At 75.8% G+C, this 6,000-nt stretch carries 6 protein-coding genes; 2 read left to right on the forward strand and 4 right to left on the reverse strand.

The genetic code is table 11. The features are described from left to right. Positions 1 to 95: 95 nt before the first annotated feature. A complete protein-coding gene (locus tag AB0442_RS27220) occupies positions 96 to 296 on the reverse strand; it encodes a helix-hairpin-helix domain-containing protein (RefSeq protein ID WP_363547542.1) in 201 nt (66 codons plus the stop codon). 146 nt (positions 297 to 442) lie between these two features. Between AB0442_RS27220 and AB0442_RS27225 the strand changes: the two genes are divergently transcribed. Next, positions 443 to 742 (forward strand): hypothetical protein, encoded by a 300-nt coding sequence (locus AB0442_RS27225; RefSeq protein ID WP_366166035.1) that lies wholly within the window; start codon positions 443 to 445, stop codon positions 740 to 742. An 84-nt stretch (positions 743 to 826) separates the two neighbouring features. On the opposite strand, the gene AB0442_RS27230 is transcribed toward AB0442_RS27225, so the two are convergent. The 3 genes from AB0442_RS27230 to AB0442_RS27240 all read right to left on the reverse strand — a co-directional run bounded on the left by AB0442_RS27230 (position 827) and on the right by AB0442_RS27240 (position 3,343). Continuing rightward, on the reverse strand, positions 827 to 1,354 hold the full coding sequence (locus tag AB0442_RS27230) for a TIGR00725 family protein (protein ID WP_366166037.1): 528 nt from the start codon (positions 1,352 to 1,354) through the stop codon (positions 827 to 829). A gap of 121 nt (positions 1,355 to 1,475) precedes the next feature. Further along, positions 1,476 to 2,237: a GNAT family N-acetyltransferase gene (locus AB0442_RS27235; RefSeq protein ID WP_366166038.1), complete on the reverse strand. Its 762-nt coding sequence runs from the start codon at positions 2,235 to 2,237 to the stop codon at positions 1,476 to 1,478. Positions 2,238 to 2,617: 380 nt separating this feature from the next. After that, positions 2,618 to 3,343, reverse strand: a complete 726-nt coding sequence (locus AB0442_RS27240) for a VTT domain-containing protein (RefSeq protein WP_366166039.1) — start codon at positions 3,341 to 3,343, stop codon at positions 2,618 to 2,620. A gap of 491 nt (positions 3,344 to 3,834) precedes the next feature. On the opposite strand from AB0442_RS27240, the gene AB0442_RS27245 reads away from it, so the two are divergent. Then, positions 3,835 to 5,904, forward strand: a complete 2,070-nt coding sequence (locus AB0442_RS27245) for a S53 family peptidase (protein ID WP_366166041.1) — start codon at positions 3,835 to 3,837, stop codon at positions 5,902 to 5,904. Positions 5,905 to 6,000: the final 96 nt, after the last annotated feature.

Raw genomic sequence — 6,000 nt, forward strand, 5'->3', positions numbered from 1 at the left:
CACCGGCTCCGGCAGGTCCTCGCCGACCGTTCGGGCGAACCGGGCAGGTCGGGCAGGCAGGTCGGTGTGCGGGTCCGGGCGCGGCCGACGCCGGGTCAGCCGAGCGACTTGCCGCGCTCCGCCAGGGCCGCCCGGAGCCGTTCCAGGGCTTTGGGGCCCATGCCGTGGAGCTTCTTCAGCTCGGCGACCGGCACCCCGGCCAGGTCGTCGAGGCGGGTGTAGCCGGCGCCGGTCAGCGCGCGGGTGGCGGGGGCGCCGATGTTCCGGGGGAGGTCGCCCTGCGGCGGATCGGTCATGCCGCCGATCCTGCCGCATCCCGCACCGGCGTCGCGACCCGGTGCGGGAACCCGGCGTGTCGTCGGTTCCCGACCGCCGGGCGGACGGGTACCACGAGGGGGAGGGGCGGTCGGTCGGGGCCGCCCCCGCACCGGAGGGAGACGGCATGGACAGCACCCTGGCAGGGATCGTCGACGCACTGAAGGCGGTCGAGAAGCAGGCCCGGGACACCGCGCTCGCCAAGGCCCGCACCCACCGCGAGCCGGTGCCGCTCGCCGACCAGCCGCACCTGCTGGGCGCGCTGGCCGCCGCCGTCGAGGCGCTCAGGGACGTGGCGGGCACCTTCCCCGACCGGATGCACACCCCGGACGGCAGAACCGCGCTCCGCACCGCCACCGAGCGGCTGGGCGTTGCGGCGGGCGTCCTGCGGGACGCCGAGCGGCACGCCGCCGCGGGCGGCATCTGACCTGCCGGCAGCGCGACGGCAGCGCGGCGGCGCATCCCGGGGTCGTCCCGGGGCAGTGTCGGTGTTCCGGTCGGCGCCTGCCGGTCACGACCCCGGAGGTGTCCATCCGTCGGCACGTCCGGGCCGTGTTGCCAGCGCCAGGGACACCGCCTCCTCCGGGGTGGCCGCCCGGACGGGGCCGGTGCCGGGCGGGGCGTCCGGGAGGGCCCAGCCCGCCAGCGACACGACCGGCGTGCCGATGCGCAGGGCGAGGGCGGTCTCGCTGAGCGTGCCCCAGCTGCCGCCGACCGCGATCAGGGCGTCGCAGGCCCGCACCAGCAGCCCGTTCCGCAGTTCGCCGAGGCCGGTGGCCAGGGCCACCGTCAGATGCGGGTTCCCCCGGGCGCGGTCGGTGCCCGGCAGCAGCCCGACCGTGAGTCCGCCGCGGCTGCGCGCCCCGGCCGCGGCCGCCTCCATCACGCCGCCGAGTCCGCCGCAGAGCAGCACCGCGCCGTGTCCGGCCAGCAGTTCGCCGACCCGGCGGGCGAGCGCGCACTCCTGCGGGCCCGCCCCGCCCGGGCCGATCACCCCCACGTACGGCGGGCCGGCCGCGGGTGGATCCTGCGACGTCATGGCGGCCTCCGGGCCGGGTGCGGGTACTGGGCGACACCGGCAGTATCGGGCGCCGGCCGGGAATCCGGGCCGGTCCCGGCGCCGTCGGAGTGACCCTCCGGCGCACCGCGGCGTCGCCGGGTCAGCCCTCCAGGGCGATGTAGAGGCGGCGGCCCTGCGGGCGGAAGCCGACCCGCTCGTACACGCGGCGGGAGCCCTCGCCGGAGTACTCCAGCCAGACGGACGAGGCGCCGCGGCCGAACATCGTCGCGGCCAGCTCGGCGGTGACCGCCGCCGCGATGCCGCGACCGCGGTAGTCGGGCCGGGTGCCGACGCCGGCCAGTTCCGAGGTGCCGACGGCCGGGGCCGAGCAGATCGCCCCGCCGGCGCAGCCGCCGTCGGGGGAGCGGACGAAGCGGACGGCGCCGCCGCCGTCCTCGGTCCGGCGCAGGCGGGCCGCCCCCTCCGGGGAGGAGGTGAACTCGCCGGCGAACGCCTCGGACAGGGCCGCGTCGATCGCCGCGTAGTCCGTGTCCCCGCCGGGTGCCTCGACCGTCGGCACGGGCGCGTTGCCGTACCGGGGCGGGGTCAGGGTGGCGGGGGTGCAGACCAGGTACTCGTGCACGGCCTCCACGGTGAAGCCGGCAGCGAGCAGCGCCCGCTCCACGAGGGGAGCCGAGTCGGGCGCGAACTCCAGCCGCGGCTTGAGACCGCGGTCGCGGAAGGCCGCGACCAGGCCGGCGACGTCCGCCGCGGTCGGCTCGGCGCCGGGCAGCGGGGTCGCGTAGTTGATGTAGGGGCTGGTGGTGTCGGGGTCGAAGCCCGCCACGAACCCGCCGGTCTCGACGACCAGGGGACGGCGGCGCAGGTTGGCAACGGCGAAGCTCTGGACAGGGGTGTCCACGGTGATGATGACCTCACGTCAAGACAAGGGTGGGTGCACACCCGCACCGGTGGCGGGGAGCACTGGATGTCGGGCCGGTACGAGCCGGCGCCACCGCCGCGGAGGGCGATGGCAGACGGTGCGGGGCACCGCGCGTGGGGCCGCCGTGAGACGGGCGTGGTACGTGAGGCTGCGCAGCAGGCAGGCGCTCAGTACCGACGGCGGCCGCTGAGGGACGCCGGGACCATGGACTTCATTCCCTTGGGGGTGAGTGCGCGCTCCCGTGCGGAGCGCGGCTCACACCTTGCCACGCACACGCACCGCCTGGCAACCGTTGCCGGTTGAGCGGTCGTCAGGGCGTCCGGGCGTCCGGTGGTCCCGGCCCTCCGGTCGCCGGAACGTCACCGGTCGCCGTCCGTGCCGTCCATACCGCCCGTGCCGTCCGTGCCGTCCGCCGCGTCCGTGCCGTCCGTGCCGTTCGCGGGGCCCGTCCCGCCGGGGCTCGGCGCGGTCGGTGGTCCGGTGCGGGTCCGGCGCCGTCGGCGCCAGAGCACGGCCGCGCCGCCCACCAGCAGGACGAGGCCGACGGCGGCGAGGACGCCCATCCAGGTCTGGTCGAAGAGGGCGCCGCCGAGGGCGCCGATCAGGGTGTAGGCGGCGGCCCACAGCAGGGCGGCCGGGGCCTCGCCGACGGCGAAGCGGCGGACGGGCCAGCCGGAGAGCAGACAGGCCGCGATCATGAAGATCCGCCCGCCGGGGACGAGCCGGGACGGCACCAGGACGGCCCGGCCGTGCTCGTCGAGCCTGCGTTCGGCCTCCTGGACCCGCGGATGGTCGAACTTCGGCCGGATCCGGGCCTCCAGCCGTCCGCCCGCCTGCCCGGCGAGGCGGTAGAGGGTGACGTCCCCGCACCATGCGCCGAGGCCCGCGCAGGCGACCACCAGCGCCACGTCGCGGGGCACCGCCGAGGAGTGCACGGCTGCCGCGGCCGTCGCGCTGACCAGGATGCTGGTGGGAAAGACCGGGACGACGGATCCGAGCGCCACCAGCAGGAACAGGGCCGGGAAGCCCACCGACTCGGCGGTGCCCGAGTCCGCGGCCAGTGCCGCCAGCGCCGCGCCGGTCACCGGGCGCACCCCTGCCGCCGCCCGGCGGCGGCTGCCGGCTGCCCGGCGCGGTGGGTGTCGGCTGGCACGGCTTCGGCGTCCTCACGGATGGGACTACGGGTCGGCCCGGACAATACACGCGAATCGGCGCCGGACCCGGCAGGTGCGGCCGCTCGCCGGGGGGAGCCGCCTGGTCAGGCGTGCCGGCGGACCGCCGGGCGCGACACCCCCGGTACCCGCTCCGACATGAGCGGACGTCATGCGACGTCCGACGGACGGCGGCTGACGGCCCGTACGGGCGTGGGCGATCAGGCTATGGGTTCCCCCGGGACTGGTCATGCACCGGTAAATCTTTTCCGCCGTCCCTTGAGATCCACGTGATCATCGGAATAGATGGCTCACGGCAGTCAACCATCGACGCAGGCCGGGGACTTCTTCCGCCGGCCCGCCTGCCACGCCCTCGTTGAGCGACACCGACGCTCCACCATTCTTTCCCGAAGTGGGGGACAGACGTGCCCATAGCACGCAACCGGATCTCCAGGATCGCCGTACCGGCCACCGCCGCGCTGATCCTGGGAACCCTCGGGGCGGCCGCCCCGGCCGGCGCTGCCACGCCGACCGGCGAGCAGACCGCCAAGCCGCTCCCCGGCACCCATCCGGAGTGGGCCACCGCACAGGCCGACGCCGGCGCCGTGCCCGACTCCGCCCCGGCCTCCGCCCGGATCTACCTGGCGGGCCAGGACCAGGCCGGTCTCGCCGCCCTCGCCAAGGCGGTCTCCGACCCGAACTCGCCGGCCTACGGGGCGTTCCTCCCCGACGGCCAGGCCGAGGCCCGGTTCGGCGCCTCCGCCGCGCAGGTCAAGGCGGTCACCGACTGGGTGACCGGCGCCGGCCTCAAGGTCGACGCCACCACGGCGCACTACGTGCAGGTCTCCGGCAGCACCGGCGCCCTCGCCAAGGCGTTCGGCACCGGCTTCCGCACCTACCGCACCGAGGACGGCCTGCACCGGGCCGCCGCGAAGGACGCCGTCGTCCCGGCCTCGGCGGCCGGCGCGGTGCTCGCCGTCAGCGGCCTCAGCGACACCCTGCACAAGAACACCTCGCACGCCGTCTCCGTCCGCGAGGCCGAGGCCCGTGCGCAGGCCGGCGCCAAGTCCGCCCGGCTGGCCGCCCCGGCCGGGAAGGCGCCGGCGACCCTGCCGACCGTGCCGACCTGCTCCGAGGACGGCTACGGCTCGAAGACCGCCAAGGGCGCGCCGGACGGCTACGAGAAGAACGAGCCGTTCGCCCCCTGCTCCTACGTCCCGAGCCAGCTGCGCAAGGCGTACGGCGTGACCGACGCCAAGGTGTCCGGCAAGGGCGCCCGGATCGCGATCATCGACGCGTACGGCCTCGCCAGCATGGAGCAGGACGCCAACCACTTCTCCACGCTGCACGGCGACAAGCCGTTCGCGGCCGGGCAGTACCGCGAGTACGTCACCCCGGACAAGTGGACCCACCAGGACGAGTGCGGCGGCGCGGCCGGCTGGGCCGGCGAGGAGGCGCTGGACGTCGAGATGGCGCACGGCCTCGCGCCGGACGCCCAGGTGGTCTACGTCGGCGGCAACTCCTGCTACGACCAGGACCTCTACGACGCCATGGCCAAGGTCGTCGACGAGCACCTGGCCGACGTGGTCTCCAACTCCTGGGGCGAGATCATGCACGGCACCGGCGGGGACCTCGACCCCGCGGTGGTCGCCGCCGACAACCAGCTGTTCCAGCGTGCCGCGGTCACCGGCATCGGCTTCACCTTCTCCTCCGGCGACTGCGGCGACAGCTCGCCGGGCGCCGCCGCCACCGGCGTCAACTGCCAGACCGACACCACCCAGGCGCAGACCGACTGGCCGTCCTCCTCGCCGTGGGTCACCTCGGTCGGCGGCACGGCGCTCGAACTCGCCGACAAGGCCGGCCACTACGGCCGCGAGGTGTCGATGGGCGACCAGCGGTCCGTCCTCTCCGACGACCAGAAGTCCTGGACGCCCTTCCCCGGCAAGTTCTACTTCGGCGGTGGCGGCGGCGTCTCCAAGGACTTCGCCCAGCCGTGGTACCAGCAGGGCGTCGTGCCGGACCGGATCGCCAAGACCGCGGCCGACGGCACCAAGTCCGCGACCCCGCTGCGCGCCACCCCGGACGTCGCGATGAGCGGCGACCTGGTCGCCGCCACCCTGGTCGGCTACACCGACGGCGGCACCTACAGCGAGGGCGGCTACGGCGGCACCTCGGTCTCCGCCCCGGAGTACGCGGCCATGCTCGCCGACGCCGTGCAGGCCCGCGGCGGCCGGGCGGTCGGCTTCGCCAACCCGGCGATCTACGACCGGGCCGGCGGCGGCGGCGCCTTCCACGACGTCAACGACTCCGCCGTGCACAACAAGTTCGGCAACGTGGTCGACCTCGGCCTGGTCGGCGGCGCGCTGAAGGTCCGGCTCTACAAGATCGCGGCCGACTACGGCCTGTCCGCGGCCAAGGGCTACGACACCGCCACCGGCGTGGGCACCCCCGGCAAGGACTTCTTCAACTCCTTCCGGCTGCCGCACCGCCGGTGACGGCGGGCCGGGACGGCGCGGCGTCGGCCCGGCGCGCACCGCCCCCCCACACCACCCCGCCCCGCGGGGGGGTGGGCCCACGAGCCCCGGGGCGTG

It is taken from the genome of Kitasatospora sp. NPDC085895, from assembly GCF_040702125.1.
Taxonomy (GTDB): Bacteria; Actinomycetota; Actinomycetes; order Streptomycetales; family Streptomycetaceae; genus Kitasatospora; species Kitasatospora arboriphila.